At 74.7% G+C, this 18,788-nt stretch carries 14 protein-coding genes and 2 pseudogenes; 3 read left to right on the top strand and 13 right to left on the bottom strand.

What is annotated here, in order from left to right; genetic code table 11:
- Positions 1-7: 7 nt before the first annotated feature.
- The 10 genes and pseudogenes from P3H78_RS09450 to P3H78_RS09405 all read right to left on the bottom strand — a co-directional run bounded on the left by P3H78_RS09450 (position 8) and on the right by P3H78_RS09405 (position 13,179).
- A complete protein-coding gene (locus tag P3H78_RS09450) occupies positions 8-847 on the bottom strand; it encodes an ABC transporter permease (RefSeq protein WP_276108411.1) in 840 nt (279 codons plus the stop codon).
- Complete coding sequence (locus P3H78_RS09445; RefSeq protein ID WP_276108410.1) at positions 844-1,782, bottom strand: ATP-binding cassette domain-containing protein; 939 nt, start codon at positions 1,780-1,782, stop codon at positions 844-846. Before P3H78_RS09445 ends, P3H78_RS09450 begins: the two co-directional genes overlap by 4 nt.
- A 177-nt stretch (positions 1,783-1,959) precedes the next feature.
- Positions 1,960-2,868, bottom strand: coding sequence for a COG4705 family protein (locus P3H78_RS09440; protein WP_276108409.1), 909 nt, complete (start codon positions 2,866-2,868; stop codon positions 1,960-1,962).
- Positions 2,869-3,022: 154 nt separating this feature from the next.
- Positions 3,023-3,600: pseudogene (locus P3H78_RS09435) on the bottom strand (COG4705 family protein); the annotation flags it as partial.
- 72 nt (positions 3,601-3,672) lie between these two features.
- Positions 3,673-5,079, bottom strand: a complete 1,407-nt coding sequence (locus tag P3H78_RS09430; RefSeq protein ID WP_276108408.1) for a M1 family metallopeptidase — start codon at positions 5,077-5,079, stop codon at positions 3,673-3,675.
- On the bottom strand, positions 5,076-9,038 hold the full coding sequence (locus P3H78_RS09425) for a Pls/PosA family non-ribosomal peptide synthetase (RefSeq protein ID WP_276108407.1): 3,963 nt from the start codon (positions 9,036-9,038) through the stop codon (positions 5,076-5,078). The genes P3H78_RS09430 and P3H78_RS09425 overlap by 4 nt, the downstream gene beginning before the upstream one ends.
- A 280-nt stretch (positions 9,039-9,318) precedes the next feature.
- Positions 9,319-9,489 (bottom strand): annotated as a pseudogene (locus P3H78_RS09420) (NADPH-dependent FMN reductase); the annotation flags it as partial.
- A 630-nt stretch (positions 9,490-10,119) separates the two neighbouring features.
- The gene (locus tag P3H78_RS09415; RefSeq protein WP_276108406.1) at positions 10,120-11,355 is read right to left on the bottom strand and encodes an acyl-CoA dehydrogenase family protein; all 1,236 of its coding nucleotides are present in this window, start codon (positions 11,353-11,355) and stop codon (positions 10,120-10,122) included.
- A 218-nt stretch (positions 11,356-11,573) separates the two neighbouring features.
- Positions 11,574-12,032 carry an RrF2 family transcriptional regulator gene (locus tag P3H78_RS09410; protein WP_276108405.1) on the bottom strand — a complete coding sequence of 153 codons (459 nt, stop codon included), beginning with the start codon at positions 12,030-12,032 and terminating at the stop codon, positions 11,574-11,576.
- A 439-nt stretch (positions 12,033-12,471) separates the two neighbouring features.
- Complete coding sequence (locus P3H78_RS09405) at positions 12,472-13,179, bottom strand: class F sortase (protein ID WP_438827929.1); 708 nt, start codon at positions 13,177-13,179, stop codon at positions 12,472-12,474.
- 278 nt (positions 13,180-13,457) lie between these two features.
- Between P3H78_RS09405 and P3H78_RS09400 the strand changes: the two genes are divergently transcribed.
- From P3H78_RS09400 to P3H78_RS09390, 3 genes are all read left to right on the top strand, one after another.
- Positions 13,458-14,042 (top strand): hypothetical protein, encoded by a 585-nt coding sequence (locus tag P3H78_RS09400; protein ID WP_276108403.1) that lies wholly within the window; start codon positions 13,458-13,460, stop codon positions 14,040-14,042.
- A 451-nt stretch (positions 14,043-14,493) separates the two neighbouring features.
- Entirely contained in the window at positions 14,494-14,859 is a 366-nt protein-coding gene (locus tag P3H78_RS09395; protein ID WP_276108402.1) for a hypothetical protein, read from the top strand.
- Positions 14,856-15,122 carry a hypothetical protein gene (locus P3H78_RS09390; RefSeq protein WP_276108401.1) on the top strand — a complete coding sequence of 89 codons (267 nt, stop codon included), beginning with the start codon at positions 14,856-14,858 and terminating at the stop codon, positions 15,120-15,122. Before P3H78_RS09395 ends, P3H78_RS09390 begins: the two co-directional genes overlap by 4 nt.
- A 123-nt stretch (positions 15,123-15,245) precedes the next feature.
- On the opposite strand, the gene P3H78_RS09385 is transcribed toward P3H78_RS09390, so the two are convergent.
- From P3H78_RS09385 to P3H78_RS09375, 3 genes are all read right to left on the bottom strand, one after another.
- The gene (locus tag P3H78_RS09385) at positions 15,246-15,608 is read right to left on the bottom strand and encodes a response regulator transcription factor (protein ID WP_276108400.1); all 363 of its coding nucleotides are present in this window, start codon (positions 15,606-15,608) and stop codon (positions 15,246-15,248) included.
- Between the two features lie 465 nt (positions 15,609-16,073).
- On the bottom strand, positions 16,074-16,637 hold the full coding sequence (locus P3H78_RS09380) for a DoxX family protein (RefSeq protein WP_276108399.1): 564 nt from the start codon (positions 16,635-16,637) through the stop codon (positions 16,074-16,076).
- Positions 16,638-16,867: 230 nt separating this feature from the next.
- Positions 16,868-18,529, bottom strand: coding sequence for an alkaline phosphatase family protein (locus tag P3H78_RS09375; RefSeq protein WP_276108398.1), 1,662 nt, complete (start codon positions 18,527-18,529; stop codon positions 16,868-16,870).
- Positions 18,530-18,788 lie beyond the last annotated feature (259 nt).

Raw genomic sequence — 18,788 nt, 5'->3', positions numbered from 1 at the left:
GCAGGGGTCATACGTCGCTGCGCACGAGCCGGTACGCCGCCCCGGCCAGCGCGAGCACCGTCCAGCCGAGGAAGACCAGCAGCCCGGCGGCCGGCGACAGGGTGGTGGCGTCGTGGGTGAGCGAGAACACCGCCTGCCCGGCGTTGCTCGGCAGATAGGGGCTGATGTCGTCCTGCCAGCTGCTGGGGAGCAGCGAGACCAGGCCGGGCACCAGCATGAGCGCCGCGACGAGCACGGAGATCCCCCCGGCCACCGACCGCAGCAGCGCGCCCAGGGCGGTGCCGATCACGGCGACCAGGGCGAGGTAGAGGCCCGCTCCGAACAGGCTGCGCAGCACACCCGGGTGGGAGAACGTCAGCGCGGCGGACGTGCCGGCGACGATACGGCTGCCGAAGAGGAAGGCGGTGAACGCGCCGAGGGTGCCCACGACCAGCACGACCAGGCCGTACACCAGGGCCTTGGACCACAGCACGGGCAGCCGGCGCGGGACCGCGGCCAGCGTCGAGCGGATCATCCCGGTCGAGTACTCCCCCGCCGTGATCAGGACGCCGAGCACGCCCAGGGCGAGCTGGGCGAAGTTGGTGCCGAAGAGGGACAGGCTGACGGCGGTCGAGCGGGCGAAGTCCCGGTCCATGCGGCCGGAGCCGATGCCGGACTTGAAGCGGGCCGAGGCGATCAGGCCGAAGGCCACGAGGAAGAGCAGGCCGAGGCCCAGGGTGATCCAGGTCGAGCGCAGGGACCACAGCTTGGCCCACTCCGAGCGCAGCACGCGCGGGCCGGTCACCCGGTACGCGGGGCGGGCCGGGGCGGCCCGGGAGGTGTCGGTGGTGGCGGTGAGAGTGCTCATGCCGGGCTCCCGAGGGTCTCGAGTGCGGTCGCGGACCCGTGGTACTCCACGGCATCCCGGGTCAGGTCCATGAAGGCGTCCTCCAGGGACACGGTGCGCGCGGTCAGTTCGAACAGTGCGATGCCGTGCTCCGCCGCCTTGAGGCCGATCTCACGGGCGGTCAGACCGGTCACCTGCAGTTCCTCGGAGCCGATGCGGCCGGTGACGTCGACGCCGGGTCCGGCCAGGACGTCCCGCAGCCGGGCCGGGTCCTGCGTGGCCACCTTCACGGTGTCGCCGCCGGCGGCGCGGACCAGGTCGCCCACGGTGGTGTCGGCGAGCAGGCGGCCGCGGCCCACCACGATCAGGTGGTCGGCCACGAGGGCCATCTCGCTCATCAGGTGGGAGGACACGAACACCGTCCGGCCCTCGGCGGCGAGCGCCTGCAGCAGGGTGCGGATCCACCGGACGCCCTCGGGGTCGAGTCCGTTGACGGGTTCGTCCAGCATCACCGTCTGCGGGTCGCCGAGGAGGGCGGCCGCGATGCCGAGCCGCTGGCCCATGCCGAGGGAGAAGGCGCCGGCGCGCTTCTTGGCCACGCCGCTCAGACCGGCCTGCTCGATGACCTCGTCGACCCGGCGCAGCGGGATCCCGTGGGTCAGGGCGAGCGCCTTGAGGTGGTTGTGGGCGGAGCGTCCGGGGTGGATGGACCGGGCCTCCAGCAGCGCCCCGACCTCCTGGAGGGGGGCCCGGTGCCGGGAGTAGCGGCGGCCGTTGACGGTCACCGTGCCGCTGGTCGGGGCGTCCAGTCCGATGATCAGGCGCATGGTGGTGGACTTGCCGGCGCCGTTGGGCCCGAGGAACCCGGTCACCGTGCCCGGCTTCACCACGAAGTCGAGCCCGTCCACGGCGGTCTTCTCCCCGTACCGCTTCGTCAGCTGCTGTGCCTCGATCATCCGCGCTCCCTCGTCCGGGGTACGGCGCCGGAGTGCTCCGGACGCCCCACTCGCCACGCTAGAAGCTGCGGGGCGCGGACCGGTGGTACCGGGGGCCGAACTGCTGCAGGCGGGTGGTACCGGGGTACCACCCGCCCGTCGCCGGTCCGCGCCCGGCGGACGGCCGGGGTGTGCCGGTCAGGCGCCGCGCGGACCGCCGGTGCGCGCGGCGGCGGCGGGCGCACCGGTCCGGCGCTCCCGGACGTGGGCCCAGGCCATCATGCCGAGCAGGACGGCCAGCAGGACGGCCGAGGAGCCGGCCGTGCCGAGGTCCAGGCCGCCCTTGGCGGCCGGCTTGGTCAGGAAGTCCCCCGCGGTGGCGCCGAGCGGCCGGGTGAGGACGAAGGCGATCCAGAACAGCAGCACGTTCGGCACGGCGGGCACCTTCATCAGCGCGACGAGCACCAGCAGCAACCCGGTGACCAGGGCCGCGCCGCCGGCGTAGCCGAGTCCGGAGGAGTCGGACAGGAAGTCGCCCGTGGAGGTGCCGAGGGTGTTGGAGACCAGGATGGCCGACCAGAACAGCACCTCGCCGCGGAAGGTGACGATGTCGCGGATCTGGAAGGTCATGCCGCTGAACCTCCAGACCGCGAAGACGACCATCAGGATCGAGATCAGGATCGCCGCGCCGGCCGGGTAGCCGAGGCCCAGGCCCTGCGGGCCCCAGCCGAGCGAAGTGGCCCCGCCGGAGAGGTACTTGGCGCTGGCGTCCCGGTTCATGAAGTCGGACATGGTGGTGCCGGCCATGCTGGTCGACAGGATCACCGTCCAGTAGAAGAACGGGTTGTAGCGGCGCGACCGGAGCTGGACCACCAGGGTCGCCACGAACACCAGGAACAGGGCGACCGTGGTGAGGAAGTAGCCGAGCTTCAGGGTCTGCGCGAAGAGGTCGCCGGCGGTCTCGCCGAGGGTGGTCGCCGCGATCTTCATGATCCAGAAGGCGAGGGTGACCTCGGGCAGCTTCTTCATCACCGACCGGGTGGTGCCCCGTGCAGCCGCGCGGCCGCCGGCGACGTCGAGGTCGGTGAGGACGTCCGGTTGCTCCACCGTGGAACCTTCCTGTGGGGGGAAGACACCGGGGCGCCCGCCCCCGAGCGGGGACGGGCGCCCTGGTGGGTTGCTCGACCGCCGGACCGGGCGGTCGAGCTTCCACGGTGTCAGGCCGAACCTGAATTTATCCTGAATGGCCCGATATGTCCGGTCAGGCGGGTACCTCGTCGGGCTGCCGCCGCTCGGTGACGTCCTTGCGGGTCACGGCGAGGAACACGACCGGACCGAGGATGACCGCGAGGAACAGGGCACTGGTGATCACGGTGCCGAGGCCGACGCCGCCGCCCCCGGTGGGCTGGGAGAGATAGTCGCCGATCGAGGCGCCGGGCGGCCGGGTGAGGACGTGGGCGATCCAGAAACTCCACACCGCGGAGAGGCCCAGCGCCCGGTGGGCGAGGTGGACGGCCGCGACGGCCAGGGCGAAGAGCACGGCGGACAGCCAGTGGCCGAGGTCCGTCCGCTCGGAGACCAGGTCGCCGGCGGCGGTGCCGAGGGCGAAGGTGAAGAGGACGGCGAGCCGGTGGAAGGACTCGCGGGACGGGGTGTCGATGTGGTGGATCGACGGGTCCGCTCCCGCCGGTACCGGACGGCGAAGACGACCGCGAGGGCGATCGCGAAGACGGTCGTGCTGGTCTCCAGCGACACCCCCATGTTGTCGGTGAGGTCGTCGCTGATCAGGGTGCCGACGACGCTGATCAGCGCCACCGCGAGCCGGTACACGCCGGGCCGGCTGCCGTCCACGGCCGCCCCGGGCGGTGCGCCGGGACCGTCGCCGCGCGGGGCCAGGGGCCGGGACCCCGCTCAGGCCGGGGCCGGCAGCGGCGGCAGGCGCTTCTCGTACAGCCAGGCGTGCAGCAGGGGCTCGGTCGCCGCCGGCGAGGAGCGTCCGGCGTGGGCGACGAAGGCGGCGGTGTCGGCGCTGCCTCCGCGGTGTGCGCGGTGCCAGCCGCGCAGCATCGCGAAGAAGCGGTCGTCGCCCGTGGTCAGGCGCAGTGCGTGGAGGGTGCAGGCGCCCCGGTTGTAGACGCGGTCGTCGAAGATGCGGTCCGGGCCGGGGTCGGCGATCCGCAGACTCTGCGGGCCCGCGGCCAGCCTGCGCCACTCCGCCCGGGCGATGGTGTCGGCGGAGTCCTCGCCGATGTGCTCCGACCACAGCCATTCGCCGTAGGTGGCGAACCCCTCGTTGAGCCAGATGTCGCGCCAGTCCCGCAGGCTCACGCTGTTGCCGTACCACTGGTGGACGAGTTCGTGGGCGACGAGCGTCTCCCAGGTCCGCCGGCCGTCGACGTGGTTGCGCCCGAAGACGGACACGGTCTGGTTCTCCACGGGCTGGTCCAGGTCGGCGTCCACGACGACCGCGCCGTACGTCTCGAAGGGGTACGGCCCGAACCGGCCGGTGAACGCGCCGAGCATGGCGGGCTGGCGGCCCAGGTCGTGCCGGGCCGGGCGCTCCAGCCGCTCGGGGAAGGCGTTGTGGCCGTGGACGTCCCGGCCGGTCGCCGTGTCCCGGGCCAGCCAGGTCTCGCGGGCGAAGCGGCCGGTGTACAGGGCGGCGAGGTAGGGGGCCATGGGGCCGCGGTGGTGGTAGGTCCAGCACTCGGTGGCCGCCGTCGTACTCCGGTCCAGGAGAGCGCCGTTGGCGAGCACGTGCTGTCCGCGGGGGACGGTCACCCGGAGGGTGTACTCGGCCTTGTCGTCCGGGCGGTCGTTGCACGGGAACCACGACGGGGCGCCGAGGGGCTGCGCGGCGACCATGGTGCCGTCGTGCGGGTCGCCGGTGCGGTCCCAGCCGATGGGGCCGAACGGCGTGCGCACCGGACCCGGCCGGCCGCCGTAACGGATCTCCAGGGTGAAGGGGGTGCCGGCCTCGATCGGCCGCGGCGTCGGCAGGAGCAGCTTGTGCCGCCTGCGGGCGGTGCGCACGGCGGTCCCGTCGACGCGTGCCTCGCGCACGGCCAGCCGGGCCAGATCGAGTTCGACCCGGTGCAGCGGCCGTTCCGCGACCGCGAGGATGTGCGCCCGCCCGTCGAGCGTGCCGGCCGCCGGGTCGTACGCCAGGTGCAGGTCGTAGGCGAGGGTGCGGTGGTCGTAGGTCCCGTGGGTGGCGAAGTAGCGGGCCGCGCGCCCGGGTGAGCGGTCGTCGGCCGTCGCCACGAGCGGGGCGAGCGCCGCGCCGCGGATCAGCGCGCGGCGGCTGCACCGCGTCATGCCGCCTCCTCCACCGGTGGGGCGGCGGCGCCGGTCGCGGGGACGCCGGCGATGGGGTTGCCGGCCCAGCGGGTGCCGTCGGGCACGGTCTCGCCGCGCATCACGAGCGAGGACGCGGCGATGGACGCGCCGGTGCCGATCGTGGTGCCGGGCAGGGCGATGCTGTGCGGGCCGAGCGAGGCGCCGGCCGCCAGGTGCACGGTGTCCATCCGCATGATCCGGTCGTGGAAGAGGTGGGTCTGCAGCACGCAGCCGCGGTTGACGCTGACGCCGTCGCCGAGGCTGATCAGGTCCGTCTCCGGCAGCCAGTACGTCTCGCACCACACCCCGCGCCCGATGCGCGCGCCGAGGCTGCGCAGCCACCAGTTCAGTGCGGGCGTCCCCAGGTGCGCCCCCGCTCCCCACGGCACGGCCAGCACCTCGACGAACGTGTCGAACAGCTCGTTGCGCCACACGAACGACGACCACAGGGGGCGCTCACCGGGCTGGAAGCGGCCCACGAGCAGCCACTTGGCGCCGGTGGTGATCAGGCAGGCGACGAGGGACGCGGCCAGCAGCAGCGGGGCGCCGAGGAGGGCCGCCAGGGGCAGCCCGCCGAGGTCCAGGGCCTCCTGCTCGGCGAGCAGCACGCACTCGGCCAGCAGGGTGCCGGCGATCACGGGCAGCAGGCGGCACAGTTCCACGGCCGCGCGGGCCACCACGAGCCGCCGGGGTGGGGCGAACGTCCGTGCCGGGTCGGCGGCTCCGGGCTTGCGGGGCAGCGGCATCGCCGGCCGTCCGATCCAGGACGAGCCGGGCTCGCCGTGGGCCGGCGCGTCGGACAGGACTCCCACCAGCGCGTGGTCGGCGACGTCGCGGCCGGGGCCGACGATCCCCGAGTTCCCGACGAAGGCGCGGGTGCCGATACGCACCGGCCCCAGCCGCATCCACCCGCCGCGCAGTTCGAAGGGGGCGACGAGCGTGTCGTCGGCGAGGAACGCCCCGTCGTCCACCTGGAGCAGGGACGGCAGCGGCAGGACGGTCGAGATCTCCGCGCCGCGGCCGACGCGGGCGCCGAGCAGCCGCAGCCAGTGCGGTGTGGCGAGGCTCGCGTAGAGCGGGAAGAGGCTGCCCCGGGCCCCGTCGAGCAGGCGGGTCACCAGCCACGCCCGCCAGGCGACTCCGCCGTCGGCACGGTGCAGGCCGGGTGTGAGGGAGCGGTTCAGCAGACGTACGGCGAGCACGGTGAGCAGCATCCCGCACGCCGTGGTGAGGACCGCGAACACCGGTGCGGCGGCGAGCAGGCGCAGGGCAGCTCCCGACAGGGTCGGCGTGCCGCGCACCAGCAGCCAGGTGCCGCACAGTGCGGGGGCCGCCGCCAGCAGGGACAGCAGCGGCAGGCCGGCGAGGGAGAGCGCGTACGCCAGGTGCCAGCGGCGCCGGCGGTCCTGCGGCGGCGCGGGCCATCCGGTGCCCGCGTCGCGTGCGCCGTGCTCGGCGGGCCGGGCGGGCGAACCGGTCCACATCCGGCCGTCCGGGACGCGGGCGTCCAGGCAGCCGCCCGCGGCGAGTTCGGCGCCGCGCCCGAGGACGGCCCCCGGCAGCAGCGTGCCGCGGTGGCCCACCCGCGCGCCCGCGCCGACGGCGACGGGACCGATATGCAGCGTGTCGCCGTCGAGCCACCACCCCGCTATGTCCGCCTCGGGTTCGACGCTGCAACCGTCACCCAGCTCGGCCAGGCCGGTCACCGGCGGCATGGTGTGCAGCCGGACGTCGCGCCCGGTCCGGCAGCCCAGGAGGCGGGCGTACCGCGCGGCCCACGGGGTGCCGAGCAGGGACGGGACGCCGAAGGCGGCCACGGCCCGTTCCGCGGTCCACAGCCGCAGATGGACCCGCCCGCCGCGCGGGTGGGCGCCCGGCGTGATCGAGCCGGCCAGCGCGCGGGCGAGGGCCGCCCCGAGCAGGCAGCGCATCGGGGCGCTGAACAGCACCACCCACCCGGTCAGGACCAGCCACCACGCCGTGTGCGGGGCCCAGGCGTGCGGTGCGATCCGGCCGAGCACGTCGTCGGCGGCCGCCAGGCCGACCAGGCCGCGCAGACCGGTGAGGCCGTATCCGGCCAGGGAGACGAGGAACTGGACGACGGAGGTCCGGCGGGGCACCGGCCGGGCGGGGCGCGCCTCCTCGGCGGGCCCGGCCAGGGAGTCGAGGTGGGCGGCCATGCGGTGCAGCACGGAGTGGCGGTACAGGTCGGCGACGGACAGCCCGGGAAAGTCCTCGCGGAGCACCGACGCCATCCGGGCCGCGGTCAGGCTGGTGCCGCCGAGCGCCACGAAGTCGCTGTCCGGGCCCGGCCGCAGGCCCAGCAGCTGCTCCCAGACGTCCGCGAGCCGGGCGGCCGTCCCGTGCAGCCGGTGTGCCGGGTCACCGGCGCGGTCGTCCGCCCCGGCGAGGGCCACCGGCCAGGGCAGGGCCGTGCGGTCGACCTTGCCGGAGGCCCGCGTGGGCAGGTCGGCCACCTCCGCCAGCAGCGGCACCAGCGGCGCCGGGAGCCACTCGCCCAGGGTCGCCCTGGCCTTGGCGGCCTCGAAGGCGGACCGGCCGTCCGGGGCCTGCTCCGGGACCACGTAGCCGACCAGCACCTGGGCCCCGGCCGTCGTCGTCCGCACGGCCGCGGCCGCGCCGCGCACCCCGGGGAGCGCGAGGAGGGCCGCGTCGATCTCGCCGAGCTCGACGCGCCGTCCGCCGATCTTGACCTGGTCGTCGACGCGTCCGAGGAAGACCAGTCCCTCGGCGTCGGCGCGCACCAGGTCGCCCGACCGGTAGGCACGCGGCGAGTCCAGCGCGGGGCACGGCCGGAAGCGTTCGGCGTCCTTGGCCGTGTCGAGGTAGCGCGCGCTTCCGGCGCCGGCGATGACCAGTTCGCCCTCCTGGCCGTACGCCACGGGCTCTCCTGCCTCGTCGACGACGGCCAGGTCCCAGCCGGCCAGCGGCAGCCCGATGCGCACCTCGCGCCGGGGCTCCAGCAGAGCGGCGCACGCCACGACGGTGGCCTCGGTGGGGCCGTAGGTGTTCCACATCTCCCGCCCGGGACCGGCGAACCGTTCCACGAGGCCCGGCGGGCAGGCCTCGCCGCCGAGGATCAGCAGCCGCACCCGCCGCAGGGCGTCCTCGGGCCACATGGCCAGCAGGGTGGGCACGGTGGAGACGACGGTGATGTCGCGGGCGTCGAGCCAGGCGCCGAGTTCGTGGCCGGCCCGCACCAGGGAGCGTTCGGCCGGCACCAGGCAGGCGCCGGAGCGCCAGGCCAGCCACATCTCCTCGCAGGAGGCGTCGAAGGCGACGGACAGCCCCGCGAGGACGCGGTCGCCGGGGCCGAGCGGCCGCCCGCGCAGGAACAGGCCCGCCTCGGCGTCGGCGAAGGCGGCAGCGGAGCGGTGGGTGACGGCCACGCCCTTGGGGGCGCCGGTCGAACCGGACGTGAAGATGATCCACGCGTCGTCGCCCGGTGCGGGCGCCCGCCGCTCCCCCGGCGTCCCGGACGGGGGAAGGAGTCCCTCGGGCTGCGGGTGCGGTCCGAGGACGCGGCACACGCCCGCCTCCCGGAAGACGGTGGCGGCCCGCTCCTCCGGGTCGTCCGCGTCGACCGGCACGTAGGCCGCTCCGCAGTGCAGCACGGCGAGGATCGACAGGTACAGATCCGCGGTCCCCGACGGCACTCTGACACCCACCCGGTCCCCGGCGCCGACGCCCCGTTCGGCGAGCCGGCCCGCACGGTCGAGGACGCGGGCGCGCAGCTCGCGGTAGGAGAGCACCTCGCCGCCCGTGTCCAGGGCGGGCGCGTCGGGATGCAGGGAGGCGGTCGCCTCCAGGACGTCGACGAGCGTCCGCGGCGGCGCGGCCGGCTCCGAGCGGTAGAGAGCCCGGCCGCCGGACGGAATTCGCGGGGGGAAGGACGCATCGAGTGTGGGCGAAGACAAAGCCGTGCCTCTGGTGTTCGGCCCCGACGGGCTTGGATTTCCTTACGGCCTGTCAGAGCCCCGCCGATACGGCGAAGTTCACCAACTCATCGCAATTGAATCACGACCTCCCCATGGGTGAAATTTGATGAATCGCAGACCTCGCCCCCGAAGGCCCTTATCGCATACGTACGCACCCTGTGAGCCGGGAAAGAGAAGGATGAGAAAAGGGTTTGATTTCCTTCGGTGGAATGCGGCTTCGCGCCGATCGGATCCCCTCCGCCGAAGCGCCGGACTGCGGTCAGCCGGCGGTGGCCAGGAGGGCGGGGCGGCCGCCGAGGGCGACGGAGAACTGGTCGGTCACCTGGGCCAGGGCCTCGGCGGCGGGGGGAGCCACGGACAGGGTGCCGTCGGTGGCCACGGTGAGGTCGCGGTCGAGAGTGAACCGGCCCCGGACGATGGGGGCGGCCCCAGGAACGGGTCCGCGTGGGCCACGCCCGCTCGGCAGGTGCGCGAGGACCACCCGTACGATCGGCGACGGACCGGCTCCGCCCGACTGGCAGCCCGTCCGGCCGCGTTGAGGGACGCGGCGAGCGTGACGACGCCGGACCCCGGCGCACCGTACCCCGCGCGACGACTGCGCGCCGGCGTGTGGACGGCTGCCTCCGGGGCGTCCTCCCCGCCCGTGCCGCCCCTCTCCGGAGAGCCCCATGGCCATGCCGTTCCCTCTCACCTCACCCGACGCCCCGTCCGTCCCGGCCGACCGGCGCCCGCCGGAGGCCGCATTCGGCCCGGCGCCCGGCCGAATTCCGACCTGCCCGCAGCCTGGCGGCCCCGCGCCCGAGGACCTGCCGCGGATCGTGCCCCGCCGTCGCCCGGGCCGGGCCGTCGCCGCCGCGGCCGCACTGCCCCCACGGGCCGGTTCGCCCCCCACGGCCGAGCGGGGCGAACCGGCCCGGTGAGGGCGGAGGGGCCGCCCGGGCGGCGCGGGCGGCCCCGCACCGGGACGGGCGGCCGGACGGACGCACCGACGGGCGGACGCACAGGGGGTACGAGCCCCCGTCCCACCCCCACGCACGCACGCGGCCGCGGCTCGGCCTCATCAGCCCCAACGCCCGGGATCCGCGCGGACGCTGTTCAGGAAGTGGTCGCCGATGGCCCGCAGGGTGGGGCCGGTGGAGCCGCGGCCCGAAAGGGTGCGGACGTTGCGCCAGAAGCGGTCCAGCCCGTCGCCGTCGGCCAGTTCCAGGACGCGTTCCCCGATCAGCAGGGCGGCCCTGACCGTGGCGGCCTCGGCGGCCGCGACGAGGGCCGCGGTGTCCGCGCACCGCTCGGCGTCGAGGTCGTGCCCCGCCCGCAGGGTACGGGCCATGGCGGCGGTGGCACGGTCGGCGACCGCGGCCGCGCCGTGGGCGGCGAGTGCCAGCTCCCCGAAGCCGAGCAGCAGGTCGGCGTCCGTGCCGGGGACGGGCGCGAACCCGTGGGCGCCGCCGTCCGCGTGCCGGGTGTGCACCGCCGCGCGGCTGAGGTCCCGGGCCTCGGCCAGCGCACCCTCGGCGATGCCCAGGACGACATGGGCGAGGACGAGACGCAGGGTCAGCGGGGCGGCCGCGGCGAACGGCGCGGCCCCGTCCTCGTCGTGGGGCACGGGCCCGAGCACGTCGCCGGGGCCGACGGGCACGTCGTCGAAGTGGACGGTGCCCGCTGCGGCGAGCCGCTGGCCCAGCCGGTCGGGCAGCAGGTCCCGGGTGACGCCCGGGTGCCCGGGGTCGACGAGCACGACCAGCGACTCGCCGGTGGTGGCACACACCGCGTCCAGGACGAACCGGTCGGCCACGGCGACCGCGGCGGCGAGGGTCCGGCGGCCGGTGAGGAGGTGCCCCTCGGCGGCGGGGCCGAGGACGAGGGAGGGCCTGCCGCCGCCGGGGCGGCCGACCGGCGGCTGCGGTGGGACACCGGTGCCGCCCGCCCACAGCCATCCGTCCCGCACGGCTCGGGCCTCGATCGCGGTGGCCTGCTCCGGCGTACCGAAGAAGCGGGCGCTCCACGACAACGCGTAGTGCCGGCCGAGGAGTTCGCCCATCGAGCCGTCGGCGGCCGCGATCCGGCGGACGACGGCGCAGGCCGCCTCGCAGTCCGTCCCCGCGCCGTCGGCGCCTGGCGGTGCGAGGACGGAGGGCAGCCCGGCCTCCCGCAGGCGCGCCACCTCGTCGTAGGGCGGTTTGCCGGCGCGGTCGCGCTCGGGGGCGTCCACGGCGAGGTCGTCCGCGACCTCGTGGGCCACCCGCTGCCAGAAGTCCCCGGGGACGGCGACGGCCTCCGTCGCGGCCCTGCTCACCGGCGCTCCCCGCATCCCGTCCGGGTCAGTCCCCTCGCGGTCATCCACCATTCCCCGTTTCCCTATTGGATTAGTAGGGATTAATCGTGTGCACACGACAGGTGTCAGGCAAGGGCGCATCCAGCACCCGGACAGGCCCGTCTCGCGGACCGGGAAGTGAGACGCCGGGCCCGGCGCGAGGGGCCCCCCGGACGGCTCCGCACGAAGCGCGACCGGGGCTACGGATTCGCCCAGGCGGCCGGGGACTCGGTGAGGGCGACGACCTCCGCGGGCAGGTCTCCCGAGACCACGTCGGCGAGCGTGACGCCGTCGAGGATCTGGCGGACGTTCGCCCGCAGGGCGACCCACAGCGGGAGCAGCGACGCGGCGGGGCCGGTGTACGACAGGTCGGGCGGGCGCACGCCCTGCACCGACACGAGCGGCCCGTCGACGACGCGGATGACGTCGGCGACCGTGACGGAGTCCGCCGGCCGCGCCAGCCGGTAGCCGCCGTTGACGCCCCGCTGGCTCAGCACCAGGCCGCCCCGGCGCATGTCGTTGAGGATGCCCTCGAGGAACTTGTGCGGGATCGACTGGGCCGCGGCGATCGCCTCCGCCTTGAGCGGGTCCGCGTCGGGGGACGCCGCGAGCTGCAGCGCGGCCCGCACCGCGTAGTCCGCCCTCGCCGAGATCCGCATGGCCGCATTATCCCGTAACGCGGCGCGGCCCCGCACACGAGCGGCCCGACCCCCGCGCGCCCTCCCCGCTCCTCCACGACACCCACCGCTCGGGACATGCCGTATCCCACTCGCATCGGTCCCGCGGGCTCGTCCGCAGGCGGGATGCGGACCTCCGATGTGCTGATGGAACATCAGCCGGCACGAGCGGCGGGCGTACGACGGCCTCCGGGAGCAGTCCGAAGAGGCCGCCACCCGGCTGCACCGGAACCGGTCTTCCTCCACCGAGGACTCCCGGCTCCGTGCACCGCGGCACGCGGCCCTCTCCCACACCTCCGCCGTCGACGTGCCGAACGCGTCGTACCTGCTGCCGCGCGGCCGTGCCGGGGAGTTCGCGGCGCGGGCGGGCCGGGCCCGGGGGCCGGCCGTCCCGCCACCGCCGGGCGGCCCCGGCCGCGGGTCAGTCGCCCGGGCGAGCGACCAGGTGGGCGAACACCACGAGGTTTGCCTCGTAGTCCTTGGTGGTCCGGTTGAAGGTGCCGCCGCACGTGATCAGGCGCAGCTCCGGTGTCGGCGTGTCGGAGTACACCTCTTCGTCGGGGAAGTCTGCCTTGCTGAAGGTGTCGGACGAGTCGATCTTGAAATGTGCGACGCTGCCGTCCTCACGCGTGATGTCGATGGTGTCGCCGGCCTCGAGCTTGTACAGGTTGGCGAAGACCGCGGGTCCCGTCTTGGTGTCGACATGTCCGACGACGATCGCGGACCCGCGCTCACCGGGGGACGCGCCCCCCTTGAACCAGCCGACGAGGTTGGTGTCGTCGAGGGGAGGTGCCTCGAGCTGCCCGGACGCTGCGAGGCCGATTTTCGTGAAGGGTGCGCTCACGCCGATGGACGGGATGGAGAGCCGCATCGGTGCGGACCGCTTCAGCGCCTTGTCGTCGTGGTCCGGCTGCGCGCTGATCACCGGGGCGGGTGCGGACTGGATCTGGTGCGTCCGGGTGGTGTGCGTGGGGCGCCCGATGCTCTCGGCGGGCAGACCCAGCGACTGGTGGATCAGCAGTGCGCCGAGACCCATCGCGGCAGCCGGCCACAGGAGGCGGGTGCGACGGGGCGACGTGGCCTGCCCGGTCCCGGACTGGTCCGTCCGAGGCGGCTGCGGGGATTTCATGCGCGGTGCCTTTCATCGACGCGGCAGGAGTCGAGGAGAAGGGGGGATCGAAGGGTGTGGGCCGAAGGGCGGGTGCCGCTGTCGCGGTGTCCGACGTCCCCCGACGGGGTGACGAACACCGCGACAGCACAGCGGTCGGGCGGAGGATCGACTCAGACCGCAGCACCGGAGCCGTTGCGGCGGCGCAGCATGTACACGCCGGCGCCCAGGCCACCGAGCATCAGCGCGGCACCCGCGGTGAGGCTGCCGGTGGAGTCCGCCAGACCGCCTCCACCGGCGTGGACACCACCGTGCGGCTTCTCGCCACGGTCACCACCGCGGTCACCACCACGGTCCTCACCGCGGTCACCGCCACGGTCGCCACCGCGGTCACCGCCACGGTCCTCACCGCGGTCACCGCCGCGGTCGCTGTCCTCGTCGCTGTCGCCACCGCGACCGTTGGTCAGGGCAAGGGCGCCACCACCGGCGTGAACGCCACCGCGCGGCTTCTCACCACCACGGTCACCGCCACGGTCGCCACCGCGGTCACCACCACGGTCGCCACCGCGATCGCCACCGCGGTCGCCACCGCGATCGCCACCGCGGTCACCACCGCGGTCACCACCGCCCTTTTCGGAACGGTCGTCACCTCCACGGTCACTGTCCTCGTCGTCGTGCGAGCCACCGCGGTCGGCGACCACTGCGTGGGAAGTCCCGAGCGCGGAGGCGCCCAGGGCGCCCGCGGCCGGAGCGGAGAAGGCCACGGCCGAGGCGATCGCCGCGGCGGTGAACAAGGTACGGGTGATACGCATGGGTGTTCCTTCCGTCGCCGCTACGAGAACCGGCACATTGCCGGCTCACTCGGGATCGCAGAGGCAACGTGATCACTTTGAGACGATTTGGGTGGATTCGCAACGCACGATCGCGACGGAAGCCGCATACGGACTACGGCCCCCTCCCCCGTGCGGCCCATCCTGACCCTGCGAGCCGGGAGCCCGATGGCCCGTCAAGGGCTGATGCCGAGTGCGCCCTTGGGAGCGCGTGCGCGGGCCACGGAAGCCCGGCTCCGGGGCCCCTCCCGCTGACTCTTACTGCACCACTGCAGGGGTCCTGACCGGGGATCACACCCTGTCGAGGCCCTCCGCGCCGGGGGGCGGGGGCCCTGCCCGCCGGAGTGGTCCGGCGCGGCCGCGCGGCCACCCGGGCAGGCGATGGCCCATCAGACGACGCGTGCCACGACGCGCAACCCGCTGCCGGAGGGACTGCCGTCACCCTGTGGGGTGGCGCGGACGGCGGATGGCCCCGGGCGCGCCCGGCCCGCGACACACGTGCCCGGTGCTTGTTCGTGACGGCGAAGTTCTGGACCGCGGCATCGAGTTCGACGGCTTCCGGCACGTGACGCGGCGGGCGGCCTCCGGGACCGCCGACACGGAGCCGGTCGTCGTCCTGGGCGGTTCGTCGCAGGACGGACACCGGCTCGACGATCCGGCACAGGACATGGCCGAGCAGCTCGTGGCCCCTGCGGAGACCGGGACGGTGCGCCGCAGGGCGGCCGTCGCCCGCCTCGTGCGGCAGCGGTTCGCGGCCCTCGGTGACCGTCGGATCGCCGTGGACATCACCCCCTCACGAACGGCTGCTCACCCATCCGTGGAACGTGCCCGGACCTGCCCCGCAGGTCCCCGTGCCGGTGTTCACCGGTGAGCACGCCACCCTCGCGCCTCCCGCGGAGGGCCGGGGGCGCCCGGCAGCCGGGCGGTGCCTTCACCTCGATCCGTGCGGCGGACCACCTGGCCCAGGTCGAACGGGACGCCGACCCGGCCGGCCTGATGCCCCGGATCCTCACCGACCGCCCGTGGACGGCCTGCCCTGCCTCACCCCCGTCGAACGCCTCCCCCGCCGGCGGGCCCGGACGCCACAGCCGCCCGCCGACCGCCGCCCGCCGCACCGCGCCGTGGAGGAGCTGACGTGCCATCACGTGGCGTGCCGTCACCGGTCCGGCGCGGAGGTGACCACCTGGCCGTCGGGGGGTCACTCCGGCGACCCCCGCCGCATGCCCTCCGCTACCGCTGCCGCCCGGTCGGACACGTTCAGTTCCTCGTAGAGACGCTGGGCGTGGGCCTTGACCGTGCTCGTGCCGAGGCGGAGCTCCTGGGCGATCCGCGGAATGCCCAGGCCCGAGCCGTGCCGTCGAGGACCTGGTGCTCCCGCTCGCTGAGGGCCGGGGCGCTCTCGGACCGCCGCATGCGGATCTCGTCGGTCAGTCCTCCGGTCAGCTCGGGCGGAACGACGCTCTGCCCGGGGGCGACCGCTCGTACGGCGTCCACGACGTCGCAGCGTCTGCTGTCCCTGGTCAGGAATCCGGCCGCGCCCTCCTCCAGGGCGCGGTGGACGGAGGAGCTGTCGGTGAAGGCGGGGAGCAGCAGCCAGGTGGCGGCGGTCGGAGCGGGCACGGCGGCGATCACCGGTCCGAACCCGTGCCGAGGGGAGCCCGGGCGTCCAGCACGGCCAGGCGGCCGGCACGAGGGCGGGTACGCCCGTGCTCCGCAGCGCTTCGGGCACCACGCACCGTGGGCGGGTATGCGGACGAGCCGATGCACGGCCACGGGTGTCTCCTGCAACAGCGGTCCTGCGGGCTTCTGCCTCCGGCAGTGGGCGTGTGCACGCGGTGTCGGCCACGCGCAGCGCCCCAGGGGGCACGGGTGCACCACCGCCACGCCCGGATGCGGCCGTTCCGCCGACGAGCGCTCTCAGCTTCGCCGCGGTGCCCGGATCCGGGCATCCGCCACTGGGCGGACCCGATGGGGAAAGCGCCGGCCCCGGGAGTGCGGCCGGGGCTGCGGTCCCCCGTCACCCGCGCCCGGCGCGGTGGCTCGGTGCCGTACGACGTACGACCGGGTCCGGCACCGGTCGACGGGTCAGAGGCTCAGGGTGACCGCGGCGGCGATGCCGCCGAGGCCCAGGGCGAAGGCGGCCTCGGCCCAGCCGCCGCGGCCCCAGGGGAGGAACCTGTCGACGGCGAGCCGGCCCGGGCCGAGGGCGGCGACGGCCAGGGCCACGACGGCGATGCAGACGCTGTACTCCACACCGCCCTCCGCCTCCCACAGGCCGTGCGCGCCGGTGACGGCCGCCATCGCGTTGATCATCACGCCGATCAGGGCGGCGGCCGCCAGCGGGGTGCACAGGCCCAGGGCCAGGCCGAGGCCGCCGAGGAACTCGGACCCGCCCCCGAGCACCGCGAAGAGCGTGCCCGGGTGGAACCCGATGGCCTCGAAGCCCTTGGCGGTCGCCGTGAGGCCTCTGCCCCCGAAGAGCCCGAAGAGTTTCTGCGCGCCGTGCCCTGCCATCAGCAGGCCGAAGGTCAGCCTGAGGAGCAGGAGACCGCAGTCCCCGGCGGACGCGAGGGGCGGCGGCGCGGTGCCGTCGCGCGCCGCCGGTTCCGCGGGACGCGCGGGACGGAACGGGTTGCGCCTGGTCATCATGGGAAAGCTCCGATGGAACGCCGGAAGCGGGCGTCACCCCCAGCTCGGCCGGACGCCGAGGCACCGGTCGGCGGCAGGCCCCACGCATGTCCGCGGGGCGCACGCCACCCCTCTCCGATCCTTTCGCAGCCCCCGGGACCACGCATCCGGACGCCGTCCCGGCGATCCGGCTCCCCGCTCCCGCCCGTGGACGGGCCGCGCGCCCTGACGCACGGCCCGCCCGGCCGGGGTCAGCGGACCGGCAGCACCCGGGTGTGCTCCTTCCGCACGGCCTGGAGTTCCTCGGGGTCCAGGCCCAGCAGCGCCAGGATCGTGGGGGCGATCTGGGTGGTCCGGACCGGCCCGGACCTGGTCACGCCCGCCGGGGTGCCGGCGCCGGAGACGACGAGGGGGACGTTCAGGTCGTCGGCGTGGGCGCCGCCGTGCTCGGCGATCTTCTTCGTGCCACCGGTGTAGACGACGCCGTACTGGGCGATGCCGAAGAGGTCCGGCACGCGCGCGTCGCCGGGACGGACGCCGAAGTACGCGGCGGCGTCCCTGCCCGCGTAGACCTTGCCGAGGCCGCCGGCGGTGAACCCCCTGGCGTTGCCGTCGATGTCGGTGCCCTGGCCGCTGCGGGCGAGCAGGTACCGCTGGGCGAAGGACGTGGCCTGGGCGGAGCGGTCGTTGAGCCACAGCAGCATGCCGTCGTCGTCGACGGAGTGCGCGACGAGGTCACCGGCGCCCGGATGCTGCTTCCTCCACGCCGCGTCGAGGCCGTCGAGCAGCGGGCCGTCGTCGATGCGGGTCAGGGCACGGGGGTCGGTCGGCGACTGGCCGTGCTTGGCGGACAGGATGATGTCGGTGCGGGAGGCCAGGCCCTCGGCCTTGATCTCCCGGACCATGGCGCCGACTTCGGCGTCGACGAAGTCGAGGTTCTGCCGCAGCAGCGGGCCGGGGACTCCCTTCGCCGCGTAACCGCCCTGGAACCCCTCGGACGCGGGGAGCTTCTGGGCGGTCGAGACCGACTGGAAGTTCATGCCGAAGACCGCGGGCGTCCCCGTCCTGCGGGTGCGGGAGTGGTCGTAGCCGTCGATCTCGTTGAGCACGGCCCGGACCTTGTAGCCGTCGTACTGCCGGGTGGCCTTGTTGTCGGTGGTCCAGTCGCCGCCGGCCGGGTAGCCGTCGGCGTCGCTGTTGATCTCCGGGGAGAACTGGTCCTGGATCCCCGTGCCGGACGGGCCGTTGAGGATGTCGTAGGCGATGTGCTTGTCCGACCAGGCGGTCCGCAGGCCGGCCCTGCGTGCCACCTCGAAGACCGTGTTCACCTCCAGGTAGGAGTGCGGCAGGATCGGCTTGCAGGTGGCGGGATCGACCGGCAGCCTGCCCGGGTCGAGCAGGCTCTGCGGCCGGCCGGTCATCCGCAGGATGCCGCCGGGCAGGTCCTTCAGGCCCTGGCCTGCGTCCAGGCGGGACTTGTTCCTGTCCAGGTCCTCGGTGAGGTCCACCTCCGCACCGGGTTCCGCCGTCCTGCAGTCGGTGGTTCCGGCCGGGAGCAGCGCACGGTCGTAGGTGTCGTCGTAGTACACGCCGGTGGTGCCCGGGCCTCCGCCGGTGAGCTGGGCGGTCATGCCGGGGAAGGAGTCCGAGGGCGTGGTGGTGCGCGCGTCGGTGTACTGCACGCCGCCGCGCACCAGCCGGGCCAGCGCGGAGGACGGGTGCCGGGCGGTGTACCAGGCCAGGTCCGACTGATGCAGGCCGTCCACGGAGAGAAGCAGGACATGCCGCACGGGCGCGGCCCTCCCCGACACGGCCGGGGTGCCGGTGCGCTCCGACGCCGCGGCGAACGCGCCTCCGCCGAGGGTCACGGCGACACCGAGGGCGGCTGCCAGCCGGAGGGAACGTCGGTTCAAGGGAATTCTCCTGACGGTGAGCTGACACGGGTGACGATGCAAGCGTCATCATGAGCCCGAGGGCCACATGCGTGTCACAACCATCAATTGAACTCTCGACGAACATGCCGTCCGGGCGAGTGGTCCGGGCACCACCGGGGGTGCTCCCCCCGCGCCGCCGCTGCGCGACGGACCCGGCGGGGAACCACGACGGCGGCCGGCCCTCACCCGGCGGTTCGGATTGCCCGAATTGCCATCCGGATGCCGGTACGGACCGAGG

Origin of the sequence: Streptomyces tropicalis, assembly GCF_029269835.1 — a bacterium.
Classification (GTDB): Bacteria; Actinomycetota; Actinomycetes; order Streptomycetales; family Streptomycetaceae; genus Streptomyces; species Streptomyces tropicalis.
The sequence above is the reverse complement of the archived record's forward strand: the minus strand, read 5'-3'. Positions and strand labels throughout refer to the sequence as shown.

Excerpts from the sequence above, each read along its gene's own strand:
- P3H78_RS09445 (WP_276108410.1), bottom strand. The coding sequence starts at position 1,782 with ATGATCGAGGCACAGCAGCTGACGAAGCGGTACGGGGAGAAGACCGCC.
- P3H78_RS09405 (WP_438827929.1), bottom strand. The coding sequence starts at position 13,179 with ATGAAATCCCCGCAGCCGCCTCGGACGGACCAGTCCGGGACCGGGCAG.
- P3H78_RS09450 (WP_276108411.1), bottom strand. The coding sequence starts at position 847 with ATGAGCACTCTCACCGCCACCACCGACACCTCCCGGGCCGCCCCGGCC.
- P3H78_RS09430 (WP_276108408.1), bottom strand. The coding sequence starts at position 5,079 with ATGACGCGGTGCAGCCGCCGCGCGCTGATCCGCGGCGCGGCGCTCGCC.
- P3H78_RS09380 (WP_276108399.1), bottom strand. The coding sequence starts at position 16,637 with ATGATGACCAGGCGCAACCCGTTCCGTCCCGCGCGTCCCGCGGAACCG.
- P3H78_RS09410 (WP_276108405.1), bottom strand. The coding sequence starts at position 12,032 with ATGCGGATCTCGGCGAGGGCGGACTACGCGGTGCGGGCCGCGCTGCAG.